The 25,170-nt window shown below is 65.0% G+C and carries 26 protein-coding genes; 5 read left to right on the top strand and 21 right to left on the bottom strand.

Features of this window, described 5'->3' with window-relative positions:
* Positions 1-87: 87 nt before the first annotated feature.
* From FQU96_RS36090 to FQU96_RS36075, 4 genes are all read right to left on the bottom strand, one after another.
* Positions 88-354 carry a putative signal transducing protein gene (locus FQU96_RS36090; RefSeq protein ID WP_146546265.1) on the bottom strand — a complete coding sequence of 89 codons (267 nt, stop codon included), beginning with the start codon at positions 352-354 and terminating at the stop codon, positions 88-90.
* Between the two features lie 21 nt (positions 355-375).
* Entirely contained in the window at positions 376-2,679 is a 2,304-nt protein-coding gene (clpA, locus tag FQU96_RS36085; RefSeq protein WP_146546264.1) for an ATP-dependent Clp protease ATP-binding subunit ClpA, read from the bottom strand.
* A gap of 34 nt (positions 2,680-2,713) precedes the next feature.
* Positions 2,714-3,073, bottom strand: a complete 360-nt coding sequence (clpS, locus tag FQU96_RS36080) for an ATP-dependent Clp protease adapter ClpS (protein WP_178130980.1) — start codon at positions 3,071-3,073, stop codon at positions 2,714-2,716.
* 243 nt (positions 3,074-3,316) lie between these two features.
* Positions 3,317-4,042, bottom strand: a complete 726-nt coding sequence (locus FQU96_RS36075; protein WP_146546263.1) for a hypothetical protein — start codon at positions 4,040-4,042, stop codon at positions 3,317-3,319.
* Positions 4,043-4,222: 180 nt separating this feature from the next.
* On the opposite strand from FQU96_RS36075, the gene FQU96_RS36070 reads away from it, so the two are divergent.
* Positions 4,223-5,698 (top strand): D-alanyl-D-alanine carboxypeptidase family protein, encoded by a 1,476-nt coding sequence (locus FQU96_RS36070; RefSeq protein WP_146546262.1) that lies wholly within the window; start codon positions 4,223-4,225, stop codon positions 5,696-5,698.
* A 4-nt stretch (positions 5,699-5,702) separates the two neighbouring features.
* Here FQU96_RS36070 and FQU96_RS36065 read toward each other — a convergent pair whose 3' ends face one another.
* The 6 genes from FQU96_RS36065 to FQU96_RS36040 form a co-directional block, all read right to left on the bottom strand.
* Positions 5,703-6,143 carry a gamma-glutamylcyclotransferase family protein gene (locus FQU96_RS36065; RefSeq protein WP_146546261.1) on the bottom strand — a complete coding sequence of 147 codons (441 nt, stop codon included), beginning with the start codon at positions 6,141-6,143 and terminating at the stop codon, positions 5,703-5,705.
* Positions 6,144-6,325: 182 nt separating this feature from the next.
* Entirely contained in the window at positions 6,326-7,720 is a 1,395-nt protein-coding gene (pgmG, locus tag FQU96_RS36060; protein ID WP_146546260.1) for a phosphoglucomutase/phosphomannomutase PgmG, read from the bottom strand.
* An 86-nt stretch (positions 7,721-7,806) separates the two neighbouring features.
* The gene (locus FQU96_RS36055) at positions 7,807-9,129 is read right to left on the bottom strand and encodes a UDP-glucose/GDP-mannose dehydrogenase family protein (RefSeq protein WP_146546259.1); all 1,323 of its coding nucleotides are present in this window, start codon (positions 9,127-9,129) and stop codon (positions 7,807-7,809) included.
* 42 nt (positions 9,130-9,171) lie between these two features.
* A complete protein-coding gene (galU, locus tag FQU96_RS36050) occupies positions 9,172-10,047 on the bottom strand; it encodes a UTP--glucose-1-phosphate uridylyltransferase GalU (RefSeq protein WP_146546258.1) in 876 nt (291 codons plus the stop codon).
* A 202-nt stretch (positions 10,048-10,249) separates the two neighbouring features.
* Entirely contained in the window at positions 10,250-11,008 is a 759-nt protein-coding gene (locus FQU96_RS36045; RefSeq protein WP_146546257.1) for a molecular chaperone DnaJ, read from the bottom strand.
* Positions 11,009-11,029: 21 nt separating this feature from the next.
* Entirely contained in the window at positions 11,030-11,749 is a 720-nt protein-coding gene (locus tag FQU96_RS36040) for a VWA domain-containing protein (RefSeq protein WP_146546256.1), read from the bottom strand.
* 93 nt (positions 11,750-11,842) lie between these two features.
* Here FQU96_RS36040 and FQU96_RS36035 point away from each other — a divergent pair, with 93 nt between their 5' ends.
* Positions 11,843-13,153 (top strand): MFS transporter, encoded by a 1,311-nt coding sequence (locus FQU96_RS36035; protein WP_146546255.1) that lies wholly within the window; start codon positions 11,843-11,845, stop codon positions 13,151-13,153.
* On the opposite strand, the gene egtD is transcribed toward FQU96_RS36035, so the two are convergent.
* Positions 13,135-14,103, bottom strand: coding sequence for an L-histidine N(alpha)-methyltransferase (egtD, locus tag FQU96_RS36030; RefSeq protein WP_146546254.1), 969 nt, complete (start codon positions 14,101-14,103; stop codon positions 13,135-13,137). The two genes, FQU96_RS36035 and egtD, sit on opposite strands and share 19 nt — an antisense overlap.
* On the bottom strand, positions 14,103-15,386 hold the full coding sequence (gene egtB / locus FQU96_RS36025; protein ID WP_146546253.1) for an ergothioneine biosynthesis protein EgtB: 1,284 nt from the start codon (positions 15,384-15,386) through the stop codon (positions 14,103-14,105). The genes egtD and egtB overlap by 1 nt, the downstream gene beginning before the upstream one ends.
* Positions 15,387-15,757: 371 nt before the next feature.
* On the opposite strand from egtB, the gene FQU96_RS36020 reads away from it, so the two are divergent.
* The 3 genes from FQU96_RS36020 to FQU96_RS36010 all read left to right on the top strand — a co-directional run bounded on the left by FQU96_RS36020 (position 15,758) and on the right by FQU96_RS36010 (position 17,516).
* Entirely contained in the window at positions 15,758-15,916 is a 159-nt protein-coding gene (locus FQU96_RS36020; RefSeq protein ID WP_146546252.1) for a DUF3309 domain-containing protein, read from the top strand.
* Positions 15,917-15,986: 70 nt separating this feature from the next.
* Positions 15,987-16,889 carry a hypothetical protein gene (locus tag FQU96_RS36015; protein WP_146546251.1) on the top strand — a complete coding sequence of 301 codons (903 nt, stop codon included), beginning with the start codon at positions 15,987-15,989 and terminating at the stop codon, positions 16,887-16,889.
* Between the two features lie 117 nt (positions 16,890-17,006).
* On the top strand, positions 17,007-17,516 hold the full coding sequence (locus FQU96_RS36010) for a hypothetical protein (protein WP_146546250.1): 510 nt from the start codon (positions 17,007-17,009) through the stop codon (positions 17,514-17,516).
* A 15-nt stretch (positions 17,517-17,531) separates the two neighbouring features.
* On the opposite strand, the gene FQU96_RS36005 is transcribed toward FQU96_RS36010, so the two are convergent.
* The 9 genes from FQU96_RS36005 to FQU96_RS35965 all read right to left on the bottom strand — a co-directional run bounded on the left by FQU96_RS36005 (position 17,532) and on the right by FQU96_RS35965 (position 25,169).
* Complete coding sequence (locus FQU96_RS36005) at positions 17,532-18,506, bottom strand: division plane positioning ATPase MipZ (RefSeq protein ID WP_146546249.1); 975 nt, start codon at positions 18,504-18,506, stop codon at positions 17,532-17,534.
* A gap of 138 nt (positions 18,507-18,644) precedes the next feature.
* Entirely contained in the window at positions 18,645-18,929 is a 285-nt protein-coding gene (locus tag FQU96_RS36000) for a type II toxin-antitoxin system RelE/ParE family toxin (protein WP_178130978.1), read from the bottom strand.
* The gene (locus FQU96_RS35995; protein ID WP_146546247.1) at positions 18,926-19,162 is read right to left on the bottom strand and encodes a hypothetical protein; all 237 of its coding nucleotides are present in this window, start codon (positions 19,160-19,162) and stop codon (positions 18,926-18,928) included. Before FQU96_RS35995 ends, FQU96_RS36000 begins: the two co-directional genes overlap by 4 nt.
* 36 nt (positions 19,163-19,198) lie before the next feature.
* Positions 19,199-19,660: a GNAT family N-acetyltransferase gene (locus tag FQU96_RS35990; RefSeq protein WP_146546246.1), complete on the bottom strand. Its 462-nt coding sequence runs from the start codon at positions 19,658-19,660 to the stop codon at positions 19,199-19,201.
* Entirely contained in the window at positions 19,657-21,744 is a 2,088-nt protein-coding gene (locus tag FQU96_RS35985) for a molybdopterin-dependent oxidoreductase (protein WP_146546245.1), read from the bottom strand. The genes FQU96_RS35990 and FQU96_RS35985 overlap by 4 nt, the downstream gene beginning before the upstream one ends.
* A 137-nt stretch (positions 21,745-21,881) precedes the next feature.
* Entirely contained in the window at positions 21,882-22,952 is a 1,071-nt protein-coding gene (locus FQU96_RS35980) for an ABC transporter substrate-binding protein (RefSeq protein WP_146546244.1), read from the bottom strand.
* A 29-nt stretch (positions 22,953-22,981) separates the two neighbouring features.
* Positions 22,982-23,890 (bottom strand): amidohydrolase, encoded by a 909-nt coding sequence (locus FQU96_RS35975; RefSeq protein ID WP_178130976.1) that lies wholly within the window; start codon positions 23,888-23,890, stop codon positions 22,982-22,984.
* Between the two features lie 17 nt (positions 23,891-23,907).
* A complete protein-coding gene (locus tag FQU96_RS35970; RefSeq protein ID WP_146546242.1) occupies positions 23,908-24,291 on the bottom strand; it encodes a RidA family protein in 384 nt (127 codons plus the stop codon).
* 41 nt (positions 24,292-24,332) lie between these two features.
* The gene (locus FQU96_RS35965; RefSeq protein ID WP_146546241.1) at positions 24,333-25,169 is read right to left on the bottom strand and encodes an ABC transporter permease; all 837 of its coding nucleotides are present in this window, start codon (positions 25,167-25,169) and stop codon (positions 24,333-24,335) included.
* Position 25,170 lies beyond the last annotated feature (1 nt).

The following is a 25,170-nucleotide window of genomic DNA, read 5'->3' as shown; positions in this document are numbered from 1 at the left end:
CTTCGTCGCCGATACTCGCTGCTCGATTCCCCTTGCGAAACGGGGGCCGTCCACACATGACAGTCTGGTCGGACTACCGCAAGAGGCTCACCAGTCCTGTTCGTTCCAGTTCATGTCCTCGAACGCCATGGGATCGGCCAGTAGCGCCTTGGCCGCTGCGAGGTCGCCGGCCCGCACCTTCAGCTTGACGCCGCCGACGGCATCACCCAGGCCGCTCGTGGCCATGGCGACATCGACCATCACCGACGGAATGCCGTTGGTATCGAGCAGGCCCCGCGCCATATAGGCCTGCGTCGCATCATTGAACGTCTCGAGCAGGACGAGTTCGTCACTGCGCACCGGCGCGTCCACCATTCCCCTTGGCTCTCCGTCCTTTTACTCGACCATCACGGGTTCGGGCGGCGCCGGCGGCTTTTCGGCTGCCGGCGGCGGGAAGTCGAAGACCAGCTTGTCGTCTTCGACCCGGATCCTGACGATGCCGCCGTCCTTGAGTCGGCCGAACAGGATCTCGTCGGCCAGCGGTTTCTTGACGTGCTCCTGGATGATGCGCGCCAGCGGGCGAGCACCATACAGGCGGTCGTAGCCTCGGACCGCCAGCCACTTGCGCGCTTCATCGGAAAGCTCGAACAGCACGCGGCGGTCAGCCAACTGCGCTTCGAGTTCGGCGATGAACTTGTCGACCACCATGCCGACGACTTCAGAGCCCAGGTTGGCGAACTTGATGATGGCGTCGAGCCGGTTGCGGAACTCGGGCGCGAACAGCCGATTGATGGTGTCGTCGTCCTCGTCCTGACGGACCTCGCGGCCGAAGCCGACCGGCGCCCGGGCGAGATCGGCGGCACCGGCATTGGTGGTCATGCACAGGATGACGTTGCGGAAGTCGACATTGCGGCCGTTGTGGTCGGTCAACTTGCCGTAGTCCATGATCTGCAACAGGATGTTGAAGACGTCGGGATGCGCTTTCTCGATCTCGTCGAGCAACACCACGCAATGCGGGTGCTGGTTGACCTGATCGGTCAGCAGGCCGCCCTGGTCGAAGCCGACATAGCCCGGCGGCGCGCCGATCAGGCGCGACACGCTGTGCCGCTCCATGTACTCCGACATGTCGAAGCGGATCAGCTCCAGGCCCAGCAGCTTGGCGAGTTGGCGCGTCACCTCGGTCTTGCCGACGCCGGTAGGACCGGCCAGCAAGTAACTGCCGATCGGCTTCTCCGGCGCCCGCAGGCCGGCCCGCGCCAGCTTGATCGCAGCCACCAGCTGCTCCACGGCGCGGTCCTGGCCATAGACGACGGTCTTCAGGTTACGCTCCAAGTGATGGAGCATCTCGGTGTCGTCCTTGGACACGCTCTTGGGTGGGATGCGCGCGATCTTGGCGACGATCTCCTCGACGTCGATGACATCGATGATCTTCTTGCGCTGGTCCTCGGTCTTCAGCATCTGCGCCGCGCCGACTTCGTCGATGACGTCGATCGCCTTGTCGGGCAGCTTGCGATCATTGATGTAGCGGGCCGACAGTTCGACAGCGGCCTTCACCGCTTCGTCGGTGTAGCTCACCTTGTGGTGTTCTTCGTAGACCGGCTTCAGCCCTTCCATGATCTTGATGGCGTCGCTCTGCGTCGGCTCCGGCACATCGATCTTCTGGAACCGCCGCACCAGCGCGCGGTCCTTCTCGAAGTGATTGCGGTATTCCTTGTAGGTGGTCGAGCCGATGCAGCGCAGCTCACCGCTCTGCAGGCTGGGCTTCAGCAGGTTGGAGGCGTCCATGGCGCCGCCGGACGTCGCGCCGGCGCCGATCACGGTGTGAATCTCGTCGATGAACAGGATCGAGCCTTCGCGCGCCTTGAGCTCGGTGAGTACCGCCTTGAGCCGCTCCTCGAAGTCGCCACGGTAGCGCGTGCCGGCCAGCAACGCGCCCATGTCGAGCGCGTAGATGATGCAGGCCTTCAGCACGTCGGGCACGCTGCCTTCGACAATGCGTCGAGCCAAGCCTTCGGCGATGGCGGTCTTGCCGACGCCAGGATCGCCGACATAGAGCGGGTTGTTCTTCGTGCGCCGGCAGAGGATCTGCATCGTGCGCTCGACCTCGAGCTCGCGTCCGATCAGCGGGTCGATCTTGCCGTCGCGGGCCTTCTGGTTGAGGTCCACGCAGTAGGCCTGCAAAGCCTCGCCACCGTCCTTCACGACCTTCTCCGCCCCCGAGGACTCCTCTTCGGCACCGCGCACGCGACGGCTCTCGCCACGCCCCGGTGTCTTGGCGATACCGTGGCTGATGAAGTTGACGGCATCGAGCCGCGACATCCCCTGCTGCTGCAGGAAGTACACGGCATGGCTCTCGCGCTCAGAGAAGATCGCCACCAGCACGTTGGCGCCGGTCACTTCTTCACGGCCAGACGATTGGACATGGATGGCGGCGCGCTGCACGACCCGCGAGAAACCCGCGGTCGGCTGCGGATCGCCGACGCTGTCGGTGACCAGGCCGGCCAGTTCGTTGTCAACGTAGCGGCCGAGATCCCGGCGTAAGCGCTCGAGATCGACACTGCACGCTTTCAGCACCGCCGTCGCGTCGGCATCATCCATCAGCGACAGCAGAAGATGTTCCAGGGTCGCGTATTCGTGCCGGCGCTCGTTTGCCAGGCGCAGTGCGCGATGCAGGCTCTGTTCCAGGTTCTTCGACAGCATTTCTCGGGACTCCCGGCGCAGAAGCGCCCCTAACCTACTCCTTTTCCAGCGTGCACTGCAGCGGATGCTGGTGCTTGCGGGCCAGATCCATGACCTGGGTCACCTTGGTTTCGGCGACCTCGTAGGTAAACACACCACAAATGCCCACACCCTTTTGGTGGACATGCAGCATGATGCGGGTCGCTTCTTCCCGGTTCTTGCTGAAGAAGCGCTCCAGTACGTGAACGACGAACTCCATCGGTGTGTAGTCGTCGTTGAGCATCAGCACTTTGTACATCGACGGCTTTTTGGTCTTGGGCTTGGTCAGCGTAACCGTGCCGGTGCCGGGCCGACCCTGCTGGTCCCCGCCGTCGCCATCACCATCGCCGTCCCGACGCGGCGGCTCGCCGGTCATTGCCAGCCCCGCCAGCCATCCGTGCTCCAGCGCGTCTTGCCTACGCCATCCGTCCAACATCACATCGTCCGATGCCACGATCGTTTCACCACGTCCCCAGACATAGGTATCGTAACCGGCGCCGGAAAGGTGCCGTCGACGGCGGACCATCATAGCGCGATACGCCGCCTCGCCCAACCGGTTCCGATATTACTGCAATTCCGCGATCCGTTCGCAAGCGCAGTGACCGCAACGCAACCGTGCTCAATAATCGCGCAAGCCTTCCCGGCCCACCGCCAGGCGCCATTGCCGGGCGCGGTCACCGCGGAAGATTGCCGGCGGCAGATCCTTGGGCGCGGCAACCGGCACGCCGGTCTTGTCGGCGGCAAACACAGCCTGGGCGAAACGCACGCGCGCGAACTTGTCCGTTGGATAGTGATAGGCCGCGAAACCCCAGCGGCCATTGCGGCAAGACGCGACGGTCCACCAGTAGTCGTTGGATGGCAGTTCCAATCCGGCCGGCGGCGGTCCGAAACCACCGCTCTCGTTCAGCAAGGCCGTCAATCGGGCAACGTCGGCCGCTGCCAGGCGCGTTTCGGCCCGTTTGGCCCGCCACGGATCGAGCAGCCCATTGACGTCGCGCACGTCGACACGGGCGAGATTGCCGAAATCGGACAGCACGCGAGCAACCAGCGTGGCGCTGCCATCGACCTGCAGCGCCACATCATAGGAACGGGCCTGCTCGTTGAAGGTCTCGTTGTTGGACCCGACTTGCTCGCCCCAGACCGCGTTGTACACCAGCCGGATGTGATTCAACCCACCCGCGGCGCAGCGCTCCCGAATGTCGGTACCCCCAACATAGCGGAACCAGTAGAAGCTGCGCGTCAAGGGATTGTCGACCTTGGGCTCGAATCTGGTCTGGCCCCAGGCCAGCGCCGGTATCGCCCCAAGGGCAGCACCAAGCAGTAGACGGGCGATCCTGCCAACCATCTCGACCTCCGGAGAACGACCAGACCCAATGTTGCAGAGCCATTTCGGCGTAAAAGCGGCGCGTCGTAAGCCATTGGTGCGACTTCGTTATTGCGACGCCTAAGCAATTCATTTAACGTGTCAGACAAGCGCCCAGGGCGTTGTCGAGAAGTCATATTCTATAGTAGCGGGTTGTAAATCATGTTGGTGCCGCGTACCGCTGGCGTCTGGCTGCTTCCTGTCGCACTGGCATCGGCGCTGGCGTTTGCCATTTCCCTGATGGCATCCCCGGTCGAGGCACAGACGCGCAAGACCGTCCGGCCCGCCGCAAAAACCAACGCCAAACAGCATACCAAGAAACAGTATACCAAGCGCGCGCTGCCGCGTCGTGCCGCAGCGGCCTCCGCTCCTGCTCCGGTCGCCGCCAATCCCAACGTCGTGGGACGCGACGCCATGCTGTTGATCGATGCCGAAGGCGGGCGTGAGCTTGAAGCGCACGCCGCTGACGATCTGCGGCATCCGGCGTCGCTGACCAAGATCATGACGCTCTACCTGACCTTCGGGGCGCTCGATGCTGGCCAGCTCAAATTGAGCGACCGCCTGACGGTGTCGGTCCACGCAGCCAGTATGCAGCCATCCAAGATCGGCGCCCCTCCCGGCAGCCCGCTGATGGTCCGCGATGCGATCATGGCGTTGATCACACGATCCGCCAACGACGCCGCCGTGGTGCTGGCTGAAGCGATCAGCAGCGACGAAGACTCCTTTGCCCGCCTGATGACCCAGAAGGCTCGCCAGCTGGGCATGAGCAGTACGGTCTTCCGCAACGCCTCGGGCCTGCCTGACACCTATCAGGTCACGACAGCCCGCGACCTGGCCCGTCTGGCCCAGGCCATGTTGCGCGACTTCCCGCACTACTATCCTCTGTTCGCGACCCGCGCCTGGCCGCTGGGCCGTCGGATCCTGACCAATCACAACCGTATGCTGGCGAATTACCCCGGCGCCGACGGACTCAAGACCGGCTACATCAACGCTTCCGGTTACAATCTCGTGATGTCGGCAGTGCGCGACAATCGCCGCCTGATCGGCGTCGTACTGGGCGGCAACAGCGTCGGTGAGCGCGACGTGGTCATGGCCGACATGATGGATCGCGGCTTCGATAAATGCCGCGGCCTGGGCGTTCCGGCCTGGCGGCAACCGTCGCAGCCGGCCTCGGCGCGCTATACCGCGATCAACTTCACACCCGGCGCGGCGCCGACCGAGCCGCAGTCCCAGGTGGCGCGCTCCTACAACCCGCCCAACGGCAGCCGGTCGATCGCCGACGTGGTGGGTGAGCAGGCGGCACCGACCACCGCGCGGCCGGCGCTCGCCATGACGAGCCCGCCCCCGCCTCAAGGCAGCCAGGCCGCCGACACGCCCGGTGGCTGGGCGATCCAGCTCGGCAACACCTATCCGACACGCCCAGCGGCCACGACCGCGCTCCGCACCGCACTGACCCGGCTGCCCGAACTGCGCAACGATGCGCGGCTGGCGGTCGATGCGCTGAAAGGCCCGCGCGGCCAGGTCACTTATCGCGCCCGCCTGGCCAATCTCGACGAGAGCGACGCCGCGCGCGGCTGCCGCAAGCTGAAGACGGCCAAGGTGTTCTCCTGCACGCCTGTGGCCGCTGACGTCCGCTGACGGATCAACGGGACGCAGCGGCTGCGGCTGCGTCCCGCCCGCCCTTGATCAGGGCGGCGAGGAATTTTTCCTTATGTTCCGCCTGCCACACGGCTAGCGACCATTCCGTATCGGTTGGCTTGAAAGCACCCGGCATCGGCTCGAACACGAAGACCGCCCGCGGCCCGCGCTCGGGAAAATCGGCAAAGGTCCGGACCAAGGTGTAGCGCGGCCCCTCGTAGGCGCCCAACCGCTCGCTTTCGGCCTTGGTGACACCGTCCAGGGTCAAGCCGTCGACCGCTCCGTCAGCGTCACGCAAGACGATCGGGTAGCTGCCCTCACGGATCGCAGTGCGCCGATAGCCGCGTAGAACCGCCGGTTTCAGCGCGGCTGCCACGACAGGTCGGCCCAGAACGCGCGCCAGCACATCGCGATCCATCAGCGTGCCATAGAAAAAGAAACGCATGTCCCACCGCTCGCTATGCTGCGGCCACGTCCGCGCAGCGACACCAGAAAACCCTCAAAGCAGCGGAGTCGCAACCACTGATCGCGAGTCCGCATCGCGGGCAGCGCCAGGCAAAGACGTGACGGCGCAGCCGGCGTGGCGCTTCCGGCCGCCGCGCCGCACCAGCCAGACGTTGGTCTTGTTTAGTGTCCGGCCGAGGGGTTGTCCGGCATCGCGACACCGCTGGCGGCCAGTGCCGCCTTCACAGCGTCCTTCAACCGGCCAAGACCTGCCGCATCCTTGGCTTCACAGCGCGCGACCAGCACGGCCTGGGTATTGGACGCGCGCAGCAGCCACCATCCGTCCGCCGTGCTCACCCGTACGCCATCGATGTCGGAGAACGTCGCGCCCGCCTTCTGCAGACCTGCCTTCACTTCGTCGACCACCTTGAACTTGCGGTCCTCGGCGCAATCGAAGCGCAGTTCCGGCGTGTTCACCGGCTGCGGCAGCGCATCACGCATCTGCGCCAACGACTGGGCCGACGTGGCCACGACATCGAGCAACCGCACGCCGGCATAGAGCGCATCGTCGAACCCGTACCAGCGGTCGGCGAAGAAGACATGGCCGCTCATCTCACCGGCCAAGGGCGAGCCCTCCTCGGCCATCTTCACCTTGATCAACGAATGGCCGGTTTTGTACATCATCGGTTTGCCGCCGGCGGCAGCGACCTCGTCGAACAGGACCTGGCTGGCCTTCACGTCGGCGATGATGGTGGCTCCCGGCCGTTCCTTCAGCACATCGCGCGCCCAGATCGCCAGCAACTGATCGCCCCACAGCACGCGGCCCTGCCCATCGACGGCGCCGATGCGATCACCATCGCCGTCGAAAGCAATGCCGAGATCCGCACCCTTCTCGCGCACCGCGGCCTTCAGATCCTCGAGGTTGGCTTCGACCGTCGGATCGGGATGGTGCGCCGGAAACGATCCGTCGACCTTCTCGAAGAGCACGGTGTGCTCGCCGGGCAGCCGCGCAATGACGTCACGGATCGAGACACCGACCGCGCCGTGGCCGGTGTCCCACACGACCTTGAGCTTGCGGCCCGGACGGACATCGCGCACGACCCGCGCGGCGTAAGCATCCAGCACCGACCGCTCGGTCAACCCGCCGCTGCCTGTCGCCACGTCACCCTTTTCCGACATGCTTCCCAGCGCCTGGATATCGGCGCCGTAGAACGGCTTCTTGCCGAGCATCATCTTGAAGCCGTTGTAGTTTGCCGGATTGTGCGATCCGGTGATCATGATGCCGCCGTCGGCATTGAGTTCGTAGACGGCGAAATAGAGCATCGGCGTCGCGCACAAGCCGATGCGCACCACGTCCACCCCGGCTGACCGCAATCCCTCGGCACAGGCCTGTTGCAGTTCGGGCGAACTCAGCCGACCGTCATAGCCCAGCGCCACCGTCTTGCCGCCGCCGCGCACCACCCGTGTACCGAACGTGCGGCCGATGGCGCGGGCGTCGGCAGCATGCAGCGTCTGGCCGACGATGCCCCGGATGTCGTACTCGCGCAGGATGGTCGGGTCGAAACGATGGACGGTCATTGCGCGTAGATCCTCTGTGCTGAACGTCACACGATACGAAGCGCGGACACGTCCGCGCGGAGAGCCGTTTCTAGTCGATCCTCGCGTCAGGCGCTGTGGCGAGGCTGTGGCCGGCCGATGCACTCATAGGCAAAGCCCATGTCACGCATTTCCACCGGATTGAAGACGTTGCGCAGGTCGACGACAACGGGCTGACGCAGAAGCTGCTTCAGCCGCTTCGGATCGAGGGCGCGGAACTGCGTCCATTCGGTCAGCACGACCAGGCAATCCGCCCCTTGTGCCGCGTCATAGGCGCTGTCCTTGAACGTGATCCCTTTCAGCAGCCGCCCCGCCTCGCCCATCGCCGCCGGATCATAGGCCTGGATCTTCGCCCCGGCGGTGACCAGCGTCGGCAGGATGTCCAGCGACGGCGCATCGCGCATGTCGTCGGTGTTGGGTTTGAACGCCAATCCCAGCACGCCGATCGTCTTGCCGGCCACCGAGCCGCCGCACGCCTCGACCACGCGTTGAGCCATGCGCTTCTTGCGCTCGGTATTCACCTGGATGACCTGCTCGACGATGGTCACCGGAGAACCCGCCTCGCGCGCCGTGTAGGCGAGCGCCAGCGTATCCTTGGGGAAGCAGGAGCCGCCGTAGCCCGGTCCCGGATGCAGGAACTTGCGGCCGATACGGCCATCCAGGCCGATACCCCGTGCCACGTCGTGCACGTCGGCGCCGACCTTCTCGCACAGATCGGCCATTTCATTGATGAACGTGATCTTGGTGGCGAGGAACGTATTGCCGGCATACTTGATCAGTTCGGCTGTCTCCAACGTCGTGAACACCATCGGCGTCTCGATCAGATAGAGCGGCCGGTAGATGCCGCGCATGACCTCGCGCGCCCGTTCGCTCTGCGTGCCGATCACGATCCGATCGGGCTTCATGAAATCCTCGATCGCGGCACCCTCGCGCAGGAACTCGGGGTTCGACACGACGTCGAACTCGGCATCGGGCCGCCGCTCGCGCACGATGCGGCTCACTTCGCGTCCGGTGCCGACCGGCACCGTCGACTTGTTGACGATCACCGTGTACTGGCGCATCGCATCGGCGACCTCGCTGGCCGCAGCGTAGACGTAGCTGAGGTCAGCGTGGCCGTCGCCGCGACGGGTCGGCGTGCCGACGGCGATGAACACCGCATCGGCCGTCGCCACCGCCTGGGCCAGATCGGTCGTGAACGTCAGGCGGCCGGCGGCGCGGTTGTCCTCGACCAGTTTGTCGAGGCCGGGCTCGTAGATCGGAATCCGGCCTGCTTCCAGTGCTGCAATCTTTTCCTTGTCCTTGTCGACGCAGACCACGTCGATACCGAACTGCGAAAAGCACGCGCCGGAAACCAGTCCGACATAGCCCGTGCCAATCATCGCAATACGCATGAAGTCCCCCCAAAACGACGGATCCGGCCGGATCCTGTCGATCTATGATTTAAGCAAAGAAGCAAGAAGCGCGCGTGACTCCTGAGCGATATCGGGCCGCGCCAGCGACACCGCCGCGTTGGCCTCGAGAAAGCCCAACCGGTTGCCGCAGTCGTAGCGCGCGCCACGGTAGCGCATGGCGTGGAACGGGCTGCGGCCGATCATGTGCGCCATGGCGTCGGTGAGTTGGATCTCGCCGCCGGCACCGGTCTCGTGTCGATCGAGGTGATCGAACACTTCGGGTAGCAGCACATAGCGGCCGATGATCGACAAGGTCGACGGCGCCTCGGCCGGCTTGGGCTTTTCGACCATGCCGGTGACCTCGGCGACGGAGCCGTCGTCGTTGCGGGTCGCCACAATGCCGTATCGATTGGTCTGTTCGCGCGGCACGTCCATGACGGCGATCACGCTGCCGCCGGTTTTCTCGTGCTGGGCGACCAGTTGGGCCGTGCAACTCGGTTGCGACAAGGTCAGTTCATCGGGCAGCAGGACGGCAAACGGCTCGTTGCCGATCCACGACCGGGCACACCATACGGCGTGGCCAAGACCCAGCGGCTGCTGCTGGCGGGTGAAGATGGCGTTGCCCGGCTTGATGGTGGCGGCCCGGGTGTGCTCGAGTTCGGCCTGCTTGTTGCCGCGCGCCGACAGCGTCGCTTCCAATTCATAGGCGTGGTCGAAATGGTCCTCGATCACATGCTTGTTGCGCCCGGTCACGAAGACGAATTCCTCGATGCCGGCCGCCCGGCACTCCTCGACAGCGTACTGGATCAGCGGCCGATCGACGATCGTCAGCATCTCCTTGGGGACGGCCTTGGTCGCCGGCAGGAAACGGGTGCCGAGACCGGCGACGGGAAAGACGGCTTTGCGAACACGGGCCATACCAGATCCAATCCAGCTGTTTCCGAGCAATTTCAATATTCTAACTCGCATCTCTCAGCATTCACTTGAGAGCAAGTCAGAACCCGCGCCATAGACCAGCAGGGTGCGGCAAGAGCAAGGCGCGATCCATATGTTTTCAGGGACTTGGGGCCGCCTGTCGAGCGGGACGTGATACCGCCGTCGACAATGGTCCGCCAGTCGCCTACTCGCCCAGCAATACCTGCCGGGCCCGGTTGATCTTGGCCGCCAGCCAGTCCGACCCGCCGCGGTCGGGATGGTTGAGCAGCATCAGCTTGCGATGGGCGGCCCGGATATCATCGGCCGTCGCGCCGGCCTTCAGGCCGAGGACTGCCAACGCTTCCTCGACGCTCATATCGGTCCGAGGCCCATGGTCGGACGCGCCAGCGGACCCGCCATCGCGGCTGGCGTCGCCGCCCGGCCGCTGGCGCCAATCCGGGCCAAAACGACGGTCGAGATAGGCTTCCAGGACCCGCACCGAGTCGGTGTCGGTCGCGCATTCCACCCGCAACGCCACCAGCGCCGCCTCCGCCAAACTGTCCAATGCCCGTCCCGCTTGAGTGCCCTGCAGCACATGGCCGTTCATGGCGCCGGAAGCATGGTCGAGCGTCATCTCCAGCCACGCCGTGCGCACGGTCGAGACGCCGTCGCCGGCAGCCGATTGCGTTCCCGGCGAGCCCCACCCGGCGCCCAGCCCCTGCGTCGCCCGGCGGCGGCGCCACCACCAGAACAGGAACGGCAGCGCGAACGGCGCGAACTGCAGAAACAGCAGCGGGTTGCGGGCCAGGATGGCGAGCACCAGGCCGCCGCCGGCGATTGCGGCCGAGCCCAGGGCAACCCGCCGCACGTTACCCGCCAGCGCTGCCGGATTGGCGTTGGCAAACCAGCGCAGCACCAGCACCAGACCGATCAGGAGCAGCAACCCGAGGAACAGCTGCGGCATGGTCGCCCTACCCTGGTCCGCTCAACGGCGTGCGTCGGTCAGACGCAAGGCCGTCACCCGGTGAAGCTCGACATAGTCCGCCATGGCCCGTTCGCCGCCGGCAGCGTAGGCCGCGACCGCGCCCAGCAACCGGCGCAGTTCATCCGGACTGGCGGCGTCGAACCGGCAATGTCGCCCGTTGGTCAGCGTAGCGAACTGGGCGAAGGCTCGCGTGGCCAGCGCATCGTTGCCTTCCTGGAACAGGAATGCCGGCACGCCCAGCAGGCCGAGTTGCCCGGCCAGTGCCGCCACCGCATCAAGCTGCTCCTCGAAGCAGTCGCCCACGAACACCAGCGCATCGAGCTTGCGCCGCCGTGTCTCCTCGGCCGCGAAGGCGAACACGCGGCCGATCTGGGTATTGCCGGCCAGGCACGCGACACGCGCCATCAGCCGTGCCAGTTCGACGCCATCCGATGTCCATTTCGAGGCCTTGAAATCGTCGAAGCCACGATAGAACGCCAGCCGCACATCCAGCCCGCCCAGGGCGTCGGCGGCGACGAACATCTCGCCCTGGATGCGGGCGGCGCGGTCCCAGGTCGGCTCGCGGCTGGCCGTGGCGTCCATGCAGAACAGGAGCCGTCCCCGGCCACGCGCGGCACCGGCCGTCGCCGGAAGCGATCGTGCCTTGTCAAGGAACGTGGCGACGGCATCGGCGCCATCGCGCCTGACTGGTATGGACGGCTTGCGGTCGCCACCCGGCATCGGTTTTTGGCCCTCCGTTACCCTCAATATGGTAAGTGCATACCGCGCGCGTCCAGTGCGTCAGAAAATAACGAATTGAGGGAACCCCGCCGGATGAGCGCCCCTGGCGCGTCGACGCCGACGCTGATCACGCTGCTGCGAGTCTACATCCCGTTCGCCCTCGCCTATGTGCTGTCCTACCTGTTCCGCTCGGTCAACAGCGTCATCTTCCCCAGCCTGGAGCACGACATTCCCGAGCTGACGGCCGGTGATCTCGGCTTCCTGACCAGCATGTATTTCCTCTTTTTCACGGCCATCCAGATACCGCTCGGCGTAATGCTCGACCGCTATGGCCCACGCCGCGTCCAATCCGGGCTGGTCCTGTTCGCGGCGCTGGGCTGCATCGTCTTCGGTACCGCTGCTTCGGTCGCCGGATTGGCGGGCGGCCGTGCCTTGATCGGACTGGGCGTCGCCGGCGGCCTGATGGCAGCGATCAAGGCCATCGCCATCTGGTATCCGCCGCAGCGCTGGTCGCTGATGGTCGGCTTGCACATGGCGGCCGGCGGTCTGGGATCGCTGGTCGCCACGCACCCGGTCGAGGCGGCGCTGGGGCTGGCCGGCTGGCGTCACGTGTTCTTCGGTCTGGCGGCGATCACGGTCGCCGTCTCGGCTCTGCTGTTCTTCGTCGTGCCCGAGCGCGACACGCCCGTGGCCTCGGCGCCGATCGGCACGCAGTTCCGCGTCGTCGGCCGCATCATGCGCGACGGCTATTTCTGGCGCCTGGCGCCGGTGGTGGCCTTGCAGCAGGCGGCCTTCTTCGCCTTCCAGGCGCTGTGGGCCGGTCCCTGGCTGCGCGACGTCGTCGGCCTGGACCGCAGCGCCGCGACCGGCCAGTTGTTCTGGCTGGCTGTCGGCATGACCGTTGGCTTCGTCATCACGGGCTGGGGCGCCGGCGTGCTTGCCCAGCGCGGCATTCCCTATGTCGTGACCGCCAACGTGGCGCTGGCCCTGTTCCTTGTCATCAACGCCAGCCTGATCGTCACCGGCTGGTGGCGTGGCGCGCCCGCACTGCAGGTGACGGCAATGATGCTGGCGTTCGGCTTCGGCGCCGCCGTCGGCATCATCTACTTCACGCCGATACAGCACGCCTTTCCCCTCGAGCTGTCGGGTCGCGCCACGACCAGCCTCAATTTCGTGGTGTTTCCCGCAGTGCTGCTGGGCCAGTGGGGCCAAGGCAAGATCCTCGACCTGTGGCCCAAGACGGCAACCGGCTACGCCCCGGAAGGCTATGCCGCGACGGCGTTCATCTTCGTGGCCCTGCAGGCCGCCGGCCTGCTCTGGTTCCTGCTCTCGCCGGCGCGACCTGCCATCGAACGCCCGGCTTCAGACCTTACCAGCCCGGTCGATCAGACGGCGGCGAGGTAGTGCACGCTGAAGAGTTCGTCCGGATCGGTCCAGGTCTGCGCACGAATGAAACCAGTCGGCGCCGCCAGCGCGTCCACATCACCCAGACTGTACTTGTATGAGTACTCCGTGTGGATGCGCTCGCCGGCCTCGAAGAAAAAGCGCTGGCCCGCCACGACGATGGACTGGCTGCGCAGGCTGCGGATGTAGATCTCGATCCGGCCTTCGTCGGAATTGTAGAACGCGTCGTGTTCGAAGGCGCCGATATCGAAATTGGCGCCCAGCTCGCGGTTCATGCGCGTCAGCAGGTTGAGGCTGAACGCTGCCGTCACGCCGGCCGAATCATTGTAGGCCGCATGCAGCATATCGGGGTCTTTCTTGAGATCGGCGCCCACCACCAGCGCGCCATCATCGCCCAGCAGATGGCGCGCGTTGACCAGGAACGCCTGCGCTTCATGCGGCTCGAGGTTGCCGATGGTCGAACCGGGAAAGAAGCCCAGTTTGGCGGCACCGGCTGCACCCGGCAGCCATGGCAGCAAGGGCAGTTCCATATAGTCTGCACAGACCGGCACGATCGCCAAAGCGGGGTAGTCCGCCCGCAGGCGCCGGCAGGTCGCTTCCAGATGTTCACCGGAAATATCGATGGGCACATAGGCCGACACATCGGCCAGACCGTCCAGCAACAGCCTGGTCTTGACGCTCGATCCGCTGCCGAACTCGACCAGCTGCCGTCCGGCACCGGCGCGCGCCGCGATCTGGTGCACGCCATCGCGCAGGATCGCGATCTCGGTGCGGGTCAGATAGTACTCCGGCAATTCGCATATCGCGTCGAACAGGGCCGAGCCCTGCGCGTCGTACAGGAACTTGGCGGGTATGGCGCGCGGCCGCTTCGACAGCCCGGCCAGCACATCGGCCTCAAAAGTGCCGTCGCTCGCCGTTCGGCCGATTTTCAGAGGCAGACCGGAATACATCACACGTCCTCCGCCAACCTGATTCCACCGAACATCCAGCGCGCGTCCGGCGGAAAGAAATTGCGATATGTGATTCGGATATGGCCCGGCGGCGTGACCACGGCACCGCCCCGCAGGACCATCTGGTTGGCCATGAACTTGCCGTTGTATTCGCCCACTGCGCCCTCGGGCTCGCGAAAGCGCGGATAAGCGACATAAGGGCTGGCGGTCCATTCCCAGGCGTCACCGATCATCTGCTGCGGACCGGTTCCCTGGGGCGCCGGCAACGGATGCAGGATGCGCTCGTCGCCCAGGTTGCCGTCGAGCGGCCCGTTGCCGGCGGCATGTTCCCATTCGGCTTCGGTGGGCAGGCGTCGGCCGGCCCACTTTGCGTAGGCCGCGGCTTCAAAGAAGCTGACATGGCAAACAGGTTCGTCCATGGCCAAGGGCCGCTGGCCGTTCAACGTGAAGACATGCCAGCGGCCACCGATGTCTTCCCAATAGAGCGGCGCCGTCCAGCCCCTGGCATTGACGGCAGCCCACCCCTCGGACAGCCAGAACTCGGCGCGTCGATAGCCGTCGTCTTCGATGAACTGGACGAACTCGCTGCAGGTCACCAGGCGCGATGCCAGGGCAAAGGGCTCGAGCCATACGCGATGGCGTGGTCCCTCGTTGTCGAAGGCGAAGCCGTTGCCTGCATGTCCGATCTCGACCAGGCCACCCTCGAAGCGTGTCCACGCCACTGATGCGATCGGCGCTTCGGGGCGCGACACCCCTGGTTGATATACCGGGCGCAGCGGATTGACCGAGAGCACGTGCTTGATATCCATCAGGATCAGCTCCTGATGCTGCTGCTCGTGATTGAGGCCGAGTTCGAGCAGGTCCCACAGTTCGGGATTCGCCAACCCGTCGTCGCGCACCATCAGTTCGCCCATCGCGCGATCGACATAGCGACGGTACCGCAGAATATCCTCGACCCCCGGGCGCGACAGCAGACCGCGCTGCGGCCGCGGATGACGGGCGCCGACGGCTTCATAGTACGAGTTGAAGAGATAGCCATAGCGCGGGTCGTACGGCTGATACGCCGGATCGAAGCGCCCCAGGATGAAGGTCTCGAAGAACCACGTGGTGTGGGCCAGATGCCATTTCGTCGGACTGGTGTCCGGCATCGACTGAACGGTCTGATCTTCCGCCGACAACGGCGCGGCCAGCCGTTCGCTGTAGCGCCGAATCGCGGTAAACCGCGCCGCCAGGGCGGCACGGCTATCCTGCCGGCTGGGGTGATCCTCTACGACAGCCGGCACGTCTTTCTCCGCTGAGCCGCTTGCTGGTCAGGTCGCAACGCTGCCGAAAAACAGCGGTTCCACGGCGATGCCGCGTGACGTGATATGGGTTGCCGCCGGTCGCAAGGTGATCTGAGCCTTGCGACCGATCTTCGTCCGTCCGTATCGGACATACGAACCTCTGGCCGTCTCGACAGAACAAATAAGGTCCCTTTCCCATCTGGAATCAACCTCGTTTCCACCCTCGCCGAAGAGTTGATCACGGGAATCGACTGCGTACGAATGTACTGACCGATACCTGACATGCTTTGGCGGGGAACTTTCGCACATTGGTTACCGTTGCCTGACGGGAGCGGTTGCGACGGCCGGTGCGTCGCGAACAGGTGGGCCTGATGTCGGTATCGTTGATTCTCCTGATCATCCTGATTCTGCTGCTGATCGGCGCCGTGCCGGCATGGCCGTACAGTCGCGGTTGGGGTTACTACCCGTCCGGCTTCTTCGGCGTGGCGCTGGTGGTGATCCTGATCTTGCTGTTGATGGGCCGGATCTAGCGGACGCTTTGGTACGACCGCCCGCCGTGCGAGACTGGGCACGCATCGCAGCCGTTGCTTGGGATCCGTCATGCCGATCTGCGAAGCCGACCCGTGGCGGCTGCAGTACTTCGAGTCCGTCGCCTGTCCGGCCGACGTTCTGATTCCCACCGAAGACGCTGACGCGTGGTCGTGGTTCCCGACGCATCGCTGGGTCTACGACAAGCTGGCGGTCGCGCGCAGCCAGGGCCTCGATGCAGCGCCCCACGGCGTGACGCCGCCCTCGTTTCCCGTGTTCTCCAAGCCGATCTACAACCTCAAGGGAATGGGCGTCGGCAGCCGCGTGCTGACCTCAGCCGACGCCTACAACGCTGCTTATGCGCCAGGGCACTTCTGGATGACCCTGCTGGAAGGCCGCCACGTCAGCTCGGACGCCGCCGTGGTCGACGGGACCGCGCGCTGGTGGCGCCATACGACCGGCGCACCGGCCGGCGACGGCACGTTCGATCACTGGACCGTACACGCGGCCGGCGACGATGCGATCGAGGCCTGGTGCGGCGATTGGGCTGCGCGCCATCTGCGCGACTATACCGGCATGGTGAATTTCGAGACCATCGGCGGCCGCATCATCGAGATCCATCTGCGCTTTGCCGATCAATGGCCCGACCTCTATGGTCCCGGATGGGTCGAGGCTGTCGTCCGACTCTACGCCGCCGGCGCATGGAGATTCGACGACGTCCAGCGACGCGACGGCTTCAGCGTCGTACTGTTCGGTCCGCATGGCCAGCGCTATCGCCATCCTCCACCGACCCTGGTCGCAGAGATTCTCAGCATGCCGGGCGTGCTAAGCGTGCAGACGACGTTCCACGAGGATCTGCCGCCCGACCGGCATGCCATGCCGCCGGGCGGCTTCCGATTGGCGATCGTCAATTGTGACGACCTCGCCGCCGGCTCGGCTGCGCGCGACCGTCTGCGCCGGTATCACGGCCTCTGAAAGCGCCTGTGCCCGCAGAAAACATCCGCCCGACATCCTTCACCTGAAGGACGACGGTCTCGCTGAGCAGGCGTATCCTGCCGTCACGCTTTGAGCGCATCCAATGCGGAGCGTGACATGCCCAACCATGCTGCCGGTGCTCTTTGTCCCGCCATCGCTGAACTCCAGTCGGCACTGCGTGGCATTCCAGACATGGCCGGCGTGGCGCTTGGTACGATCCGGCACGACGGCAGCCGTCACACGGCCGGCCTCGCCATCGATATCATGCTGCACAGCCGGCGGCCGGCCGAAAAAGCCAAGGCAGACCGCATCATCGCCGCCCTGATCGACATGCATCCACAGATGCAGTGGTTCGATCTGATCTATACGGATTGGAACCCCGACGGCACGCCGTTTTACTTCCATATTCCCGGCAACCGGCTCTATGCCGGACGCCATCTGCAGAAGTCAGCGGTGGGCGCGCAGACCGGCGCCGCGCACGTCAATCACATCCATCTCGACTGGTGCAACTATCGCATGCGGATCGAACCGCACGAGAGAACGTACGTCTACGACTGGCCGCCCGAGGCGAGGCGAACCGGTTTCGGTTATCCCTTCATGGCGACTTACGCCACCGCCACGTCGTAGGGAGCAGCGCCGGACTCAGCCAGCATCTGCGCTTTCGTCCGCGGGATCACTGGGTGACGATTGATCCGTCGGCTCAGCGTCCGTTTTCTGCTCGACCTCGACGCGCAGCGGCAGGTTCAGCGCCGCCAGCAGGTCGCGGACTTCCTGCCGCGCCGCGACATGCGACATGGTCATGGCGATGCCGGTCTTCTCCTCGCGCAGATCCAGCAAGGTCAGGCCCTTGAGAAACAGTTCGCGATAGATCACGCGTTCGGCGAGACCCGCGGCCAGGCGATAGCCGATGCGCTTGGCCAGCGACTCCAGTACGGTGCCCATGTCGCGCTTGTTGCGCGCCGCGATCGCCGACAGGCGGTTACGCATGACCAGCCAGTCGACTGGCCTGCCGCCGCTCATCGCCCGCAGTTGCCGCTGCTTCCAGACGGTCTCAGCATAGATGCTGGGCCGCACGACCTTCAGCGTCTCGGGATCGACGCGCGCCAGCAGGTCGAGATCGACGAAACTGTCGTTGAGCGGTGTCACCAGGGTGTCGGCATAGGTGTGGGCATGGCGCGACAGGAACGTGTCGCTGCCCGGCGTGTCGGCAACGAGATAATCGCAAGTCGGCAACAGGTCGGCGAACGCCGCGTCCAGCCGCTGCCGTTCGTCGGCCTCGATATCGGAGCGTACCGAGAGCGTGCTGGGCAGCACGGCGCGATGGTCCGGCAACGGTGTCGCAAGGCCCTTGGCGTTGGCCCACGTACGCCGATTCTCGACATAGCGCGTCAGCGTGCCCTGGCGGGCATCGACATCGATCACGCCCACGCGCGCGCCCTCGCGCAACAACGCCACGGCGATGTGCATGGCCGCCGTCGACTTGCCGGAGCCGCCCTTCTCGTTGCCGAAAACGATCACATGCGCGCGCGGTGCACCGCCTGGCGCCTGCGCCTGAACGATGCTGGGATTCGCGGCCGGACGGAACGCGGCGAGAAAGGGCGCGGTGGTTACACTCATCGAGGGGGCCTCACCGACCGGTCTAATGCCGATCTCCTGGCCCGATTGTTACACCGATCGCCGCCGCGCGGCGAGTCGCGGGGTGGGGACAACTTGGCCGTCATTCGACACTGGTACCGAAGGTCCAGTCGGGCTCTGCTAGCTGTCCGGATCTCGCGCGCTGTGCACGATACGAAGAATCACGACTTCCTGCTTTGCATCGTCGATCGTGTAGAACACAAGATAGGGATACCGAATGACCGGCAGCACGCGCACATGCGGTAGGCTGGTTCGCCGATACATGTAGGGAAACGCGGCGAGCAATTCGATGGACCGCGTGATGCGTCGGGCGACGATCCCGGCGGCTTTCGGGTTCCGATGCGTGATGTAAGCATGGATCTGTTCGAGTTGAGCGAGAGCCTGCGTCGTGTAGCGAACCTTCACAACCCGAGACGCGCAAACACGGCGGCAACGTCTTCGTCGCTTGCCAATTCACCGCGTCGGACTTCGTCCAGTGCCTCTTGGAGATCAGCCCGCTCTTCTGCGGAGAGCTCATAAGGCTCGCTCTCCAGCGCACCCATCTGTTCTAGAATTTCAGCCGCGGCGTCCTGCCGATCTGCCGGCCATTGCCGTACAGCCTCAAAGACCTTCTCCAGCCGCCGCGAGATATGGCTCATGGGTGCACCTTCCAGAGCAGTATAGCACAAACGGGTTCAAGCCGATGACAGTTTCCGCCTGATACCCCGCTGATACACGTCCGGATCATGGCGCTCCATGAACAGCGTCGGCTTGATCAGGGGCGACCAGCCGTACTTCTCGTACAGCCACGGTGCGGTGTTGGTTGCCAGCAGCCAGCGGCGCAAATCCTGAAGGTCGGGATGAGCGTGCACGGCGTCCATCAGCAGGCGTGACAGCCCCTGCCCGCGCAAATCGGCATCGACATAGACGTCGTTCAAATAGGCGAACGTCGCGCGATCCGTCGTCACGCGCGCGAAGCCGCGCTGGCGGCCCTCGCTGTCCAGCAACGTGAAGCACAGCGAGTGCTCCAGCGACCGCATCACGACCTCGCGCGGTATGTTCCGGGCCCAGTTCGTCTGCGTCGACAGGAAATGATGCAGCGTATCGAGATCGACGTCAGCCCGATCCGCGCTGACGCGAAACCCGTCGGTGCTCATGCCGGGCGGATCCACACCGCCGTGTCATGGAACACGGCACCGCCGTTGGGCCAACCGGGATCGGCACTCGTGATGGCGTTGATGCCGATCTTGCGCTCGAAGTGCTTGTTGGGCCAGATGCCCTCGACCACGACCACGCCGCGCTGCTGGCCGGCCTGCGGCATCACATGGACCAGCACGCTGCCGCGCTCGTTGCCCAGCACCACCCGATCACCCTCGGCAACGCCCATTGCGGTGCAGTCGTCAGGGTTCATCAGCACTGTCGGCCGCTTCTCGCGCGCCAGCGACCCCGGCGTCTCGGTGAAGGTCGAGTTCAGGAAAGTGCGGGCCGGCGCCGCGACCATCCGGAACGGTTTGTCCGCGGTGGCATTGTCGATCACGTCGAGATGATCGGGTAGCTCGGGCATCTCCCGCCAGCGTCCGCCGAAGCGCGACCAGTCAGGGCTGAAATGGAACTTGCGGTCGGGATTCTCGAAGCCGTCGAGGAAGTGCGCGGTCTCGAATGGCAGCGCCATGTCCTGGCCGCCCTTGGCATGGTTGGTCTCCGCGTCCCACATGCCCGAGAGCCGCAGGGTCTCGTCCATGATCTCCCACACCGTCATGTCGAAGCCGCGATGCTCGGCCCCCAGCCGCTTGGCCAGGCCGCAGATGACATCGTGGTTCTGGCGGCTCTCGGCATAGGGCTCGATCACCTTCTTGGTGACCTGGAAGTAGGTGTGGCCGCTGGCGGTATAGAAATCCTCGTGCTCGAGGAACGTGGTTGCCGGCAGCACGATATCGGCGAACGCCACCGTCTCGGTCGGCAACTGCTCGTGCACGCACAGGAACAGGTCTTCGCGCGCCAGCCCCTTGTGCACCAGGTTCAACTCCGGGCAGACCATCGCCGGATTGGTGTTCTGGATCAGCATCGCCGTCACCGGCGGCCCGCCGTTCAGCGCTCCGGGATCGTTGGTCAGGATCGGCCCCAGGCGCGACTGATCGAGATCGCGGATCGAGGGGTCGACGCAATCCAGACCCTCGATCAGGGTGCGGTTCAGCGGATACATGCCCGTATGGCCGTAGAGCGCACCGCCACCCTGGTACTTCCAGGCGCCGGTCACTGCCGGCAGGCAGGTCACCGCGTGCATGTTGGCCGCACCGTTTCGCGAGCGGCTGAAGCCGTGATGGCAGCGGATGAACGCCTTCCTGCTGCCGCCGTAGAGCCGCGCGAAGGCGACGATTTCCTCGACGCTCAATCCGGTGATCGCCGACGCCCAGGCTGGCGTCTTCGTCTTCACATGGGCGGCGAGGTCGTCAGGGCGGTCGGTGTACTGCCGCAGGTAGTCCCAGTCGGCGAAGCCCTCGGCGAACAGCACATGCATCACGGCGCAGGCCAGGGCCCCATCGGTACCCGGCCGAACCGCCAGGTGCATGTCTGCCTTCTCGGCGGTGCCGGTGCGATACGGATCGACCACGACCAGCGTCGCGCCGCGCTTTCGCGCCGCCATCGCGTGGTGCATGACGTTGACCTGGGTGTTGACGGGATTGCCGCCCCAGATCACCACCAGGTCGGAATGCTCGTCGACTTCGCGGAAGTCGGCGCCGCGCTTGGCGCCAACACCGGCGATCCAGCCGGTGTCCGACAAGGTCACGCAGATCGTCGAGAACCAGCGCGAGTATTTCATCGTATGGCGCAGCCGCTGGATGCCGTCGCGCTGCACCAACCCCATGGTGCCGGCGTAGAAATAGGGCCACACGGTCTCAGTGCCGAACTTCGCCGCGCGCTCGGTGAACTCGTGCGCCACGATGTCGAGCGCCTCGTCCCAGCCGATACGCTTGAACTGACCGGAGCCCTTGGGGCCTACCCGTTTCATCGGGTACTGCAGCCGATCCGGATGGTGCACGCGCTCGCTGTAGCGCGCCACCTTCTCGCAGATCACGCCTGCGGTATAGGTGTTGCGCTTGGAACCGCGTACGCGGCCGATGGTACGGTCATCCAGCCGCTCGACGTCCAGCGCACAGGTGCTGGTGCAATCATGCGGACAGACGGACGCGACAATCTCGGTATTGGACTTGGCGCGCGCGGCGCCGCCATCGGGGGCCATGGTCGGAACGCTCCTCTCGTGCGCCGGCACGATAGCGTCAGACCGCCGGTGGCGGAAGCGCCGTCATATAACCGATTGATTGTATTGTCGCGATTGTCCCCGCAGGAAAGGGGAAAAGAGAGAGATTCCGGCCCCCGTCACCCCTTCCAGTCGCGCGCGACTTTGCGCACCTGTTCGGCATCAAACTGGTTGATGCAGTCGATGAAGCTGTCGGTGACGAGTTCGCCCACGGCGGGCGCCGAGGCGATGACACCCTCCTGCTTGAGCAGGTCGACGTAGCTCTTGAAGCGCACCTGGTCGATGACGCCATACCGCTTCTGTGGCGGGAAACCGAGATCGTAGGTCCTGGCCGTGCTGATGATCTCCGGCAGGCCGTTCTTCATCGCCTCCGCATCGGTGGCGCCGCGCCTGGCCGCCGGCGACACGTTCCACCACATCCGGGTGGCCGCTTCGGGATTGGTCAGCATGAAGACGACCGACTTGGCGAAACCGCGGCCGAAGCCGCAGATGTCATCGCGCCGCGCCGCGATCGCCTTGTCGGACGCGAACATGCCGCCATTGCCCAGCGTGGCCAGGGTCGGGTGCTTGAAGTAACGGAACTTGTAGCCAGCGCGCTCGAGGCCGAAATAGATGCCGTCGAAGAGCCCCAGCGCCTGCACGTTGTTCGACTGCAGGGCGGCCATCGCCTGATCCATGACGCCGACCGGCACCAGCGTGTCGGGGCCCGGCTCGATCCCTGCCGCCCGCAGAATGGCACGCACCACCGGCACCGCCGCGCTGCCGAAGTTGGAGACGCCGATCTTCTTGCCCTTGAGATCCTCGATGCGCTGGATCGGCGAGCCTTCCGGCACGGCGATGTAGTAGATGAGCTGGTTGTTGGTGGCGAAGAAGATCTTGCCGCGGATGCCCTTCTCGTAGCCGTTGATCGACGGCTCGACCGTGATCATCGCCGCGTCGGCCTGGCCGGCGGCCGCCAGTTGGGTGGCTTGCGGCGCGCCGGAGGAGTAGCGGATCTCGACGTCGAGACCGTCCTCTTTGAAGAATCCTGCCTGCTGGCCGATGTAGATCGGCGCGAAGGCGACGTACGGCACCGGCGCACCGCCCTGAACCGCGAACTTCTTGAGCTGGGCCGCGGCCGGCGCTGCCATGGCCCAGGCCAGGCTGGCCACAGTCGCCAGTCGACCGATGGTCCCCCATGATGGATTCATGCTTCCCTCCCCCCTTGAATTGGATCGCCTCAGCGATCGAAGCCGAACAGCACGGCTGGATTGTCGACCAGGATCATGCGCTTGATCGCCTCGCTGGCGGTGTAGCTGTAGAGCAGCTCCAGCAGGTCGCCATCGTTCTTCATCTCCTGGTCTTCGGTGACCAGCGGATGCGGCCAGTCCGATCCCCAGATCACGCGGTCCGGCGCAACGTCGATGTAGGATCGGGCGTAGGGAATGGCATCACGCCACGGATGGCCTTGCCGCGAGGCGCGATCGCCGTTGGACAGCATCATCCACCAGTTGCCCTGCTGCATCAGGTCGCGCACCAGGCGCATGCCGGGCTGTGTCACCGGCCGGCCGAAATCGGGGAATGCCAGATGATCAACCACCGCCTGAGTCTTGATCGTGCGCAGGATCGGTTCGATCGCCAGCAGGTCCTCGCCCGAGGCGTTGAACTTCACGAACCAGCCCATGTCCTGGGCTCGCGCGATCGAACGCTTCAGCGTCTCAGGGCTGGGTACGATGTTCAGGACCTTCAGGTAGTTGAAGCGGATGCCGCGCACGCCGCCGTCGTGCATGCGCTGCAGGTCGGCGTCGCTCACCGTGTCGTCGATCACGGTGATGCCGCGGTAATTGGGGCCCGCTGTCTTCAGGCCGTCGAGCAGGATGCGGTAGTCCTTGCCGTAGGCCGTCGACTGCACGATCACGCCACGCTCGATACCCAGCGCCTTGTGCATGCGCAGCGCAGCGCCGATCGTCGCTTCGGGTGTGTGGTAAGCCGCGCCAGGGCGGATCGGATACTGGTCGGCCGGCGCGAAGATGTGGAACTGGCTGTCGCAGCTTTTGGGCGGTGGCAGAGGTGAGGGTGTTTTCGGGTTGGGATCGAACACCCTGAACTTCTGCATCGGCTTCAGCTGCATATTGGCCAGATCCTGCATCACTGTCTCCTGTTGGCTCAGCCGATGACGGCGGTCACGTCGCATTGAATGAGGGCCGGCGAGTCGCCGACAACGGGCAAGGCATGCCGCGCCGGCCGGTTGTCGGCATCCGGGAAAGCCGCGAGCCAGGCTTTGTTCAGCACGTCACGCTGCGTGACGTCCTTCAGCCACACCGTCATCTTCACGATGTCGTCCATCGTGCCGCCGCCCGCCTCCACGATGCTGCGGACATGCGCGAACATGTTGCGGCATTGCGTTTCCAGATCCGCCGGCAGCGTGTGGGTGTCGGGATCCACGCCATGGATCACGCCGGACATCAGCAGATTGCCGACGCGCGCCGCATTGGGGATCGGGTTGACGTGCTTGAAGCCGGGAATCTGGATGCTGTGTCGTCTGCTCACGGATCGTCCTCCTGGATGGGGATCGGTGCGCCGGCCGGCACTTACACGCCAGACGGATTCTCGGAGTCAGCCCAGAACACCAGGCGCTTGGCGACCAGGCGCGTGATGGCGTTGAGCGCAATGCCGATCAAGGTGAGGATGACCAGCATCGAGAACACGCCGACAACGTCCATGACCGCCTGGCGCTGCACGATCTCACTGCCCAGCCCCTGCGTGCTGCCGATGAATTCACCGACGACGGCGCCGATCACCGAGAACACCATCGAGATGTAGATGCCCGCCATCAGATAGGGCATGGCGTTGGGCACGCGAACCTTGACGAAAATCTGCCACGGCGAGGCGTTGATGGCGTTCATCAGCAGGATCTGGCGCGGATCGATATTGCGAAAGCCGGCCGCCGCGTTGACCAGGATGGGAAAGAAGTCGATCAGCGCCACGATCACGATCTTGGATTCGATGCCCATGCCGAACCAGATGATCAGGATCGGCGCGATCGCCACTTTCGGGATGGTCTGCAGCGCGATGATGTAGGGCGACAGCACCCGGTCCAGCAGCGGCACCAGCGCGATGGCCGCTCCGAGCGCGATGCCGAGGATGGCCGCAATGGCGAAGCCGACCAGGATCGCCGTCAAGGTATAGAGGGTCGCGACGTGCACGCGCGGCAGCATCGCGTCCTCGACCACGCGCAACGCCACGTCGGTCGGTGCCGGCAGGACGAACGCCGGCATCAATCCGCGGTTCACGGCCAGTTGCCAACCGCCGAACAGGGCCACAAACAACATCAGCGACAGCAGAAAACCGCCATCGAAGCGTCGGACCAATCGCGTGAACAGAGTCTCGCCGGCCCGCACGCCATCCAGTGTTGCGTGCACGCTCATG

Source organism: Reyranella sp. CPCC 100927 (assembly GCF_007859315.1).
Classification (GTDB): Bacteria; Pseudomonadota; Alphaproteobacteria; order Reyranellales; family Reyranellaceae; genus Vineibacter.
Note: the sequence above shows the minus strand (reverse complement) of the source record. Positions and strands in the feature narration are given on the sequence as shown.